1 protein-coding gene is annotated in these 967 nt (G+C 61.0%); it reads right to left on the minus strand.

The features are described 5' to 3' along the window. Nucleotides 1-4: 4 nt before the first annotated feature. Entirely contained in the window at nucleotides 5-709 is a 705-nt protein-coding gene (locus EKA13_RS27355; protein ID WP_065762050.1) for a LexA family transcriptional regulator, read from the minus strand. Nucleotides 710-967 lie beyond the last annotated feature (258 nt).

Below are 967 nucleotides of genomic sequence, written 5' to 3' on the forward strand. Positions count from 1 at the left end.
CGCTTTAGGCTGGCCGTTCGGTACGCCGTTGTCCCCACCAGAAGACCCAGCCGAGAATTTCCAGGTGCTGCATTTTGGCCTGGGCCGGGCTGTAGCTTTCGCTGGGGAATTGCCGATTGTCGTAGCTGTGCAGGGCAATGGCACCACCCCGCAGGCGGCTGAGGGTGTGGATGCGCAGCCGGCCATTGTGCAGCAGGGCGTAGAGTTCGCCTTCGACGATGCGGGTCAGGCTGCGGTCGATGGCCAGGGTCGCACCCTGTGACAGCAGCGGGGCCATGTTGGTGTCGGGCATGCTCAAGCAGAATGCTCGCGCGGGATCGACACCAAGCCGCTCGAGGCTGCAGGCGGGCAGGCGCAGGTGGCGGTCGGCGATCACGCTCAGTTGTTTGTCCTTCACGCGGTAGAAGGGCAGTTGCGCGTCATCCTCTTTGTTCGCGGCCATCAGGCTGGTGTCGGGTGGTTCGACTTCGATTTCGGTCGGGGTGATGCGCGGTGCGGGTGGCGGATGCTTGGGCCCTTCGCCGCTGCGTAGCCATTTGCTGCAGACGCACAGGAGTTCTGCGATCTCATCGATACGCGCCAGGGGAACACCGCGGTTGAACCAGTTGTTGATGTGCTGCGGTGTCACTTTGCGGTGGGCGGCAAAGTCGGAGGGTGTCAGGTTGCACTCGCGCAGGAGGGCTTTCAAACGGCTGCCAGAAGTATTCATGAGGCCCGATTTTACGGGGCTCTGTGCGATCAGGATATAAACATTGGGTTGAAGAATTTCTCGGAGTTAAGGGTGTTTCCGAGGGATTTGCCGGATGTTTCTCGATCCAGTGGAAGTCAGGCTTGCCTGCGATACAGGCGCCGCGAACTCACGGACACCCCACCGATGCCATCGCAGGCAAGCCTGCTCACACAGAATGCAGTGTTTGCAGGCAACAAAAAGCCCCGCGAGCGGGGCTTTTTGTTCAGCGCGGTGCTT

The organism is Pseudomonas defluvii, assembly GCF_001695625.1.
GTDB lineage: Bacteria > Pseudomonadota > Gammaproteobacteria > Pseudomonadales > Pseudomonadaceae > Aquipseudomonas > Aquipseudomonas defluvii.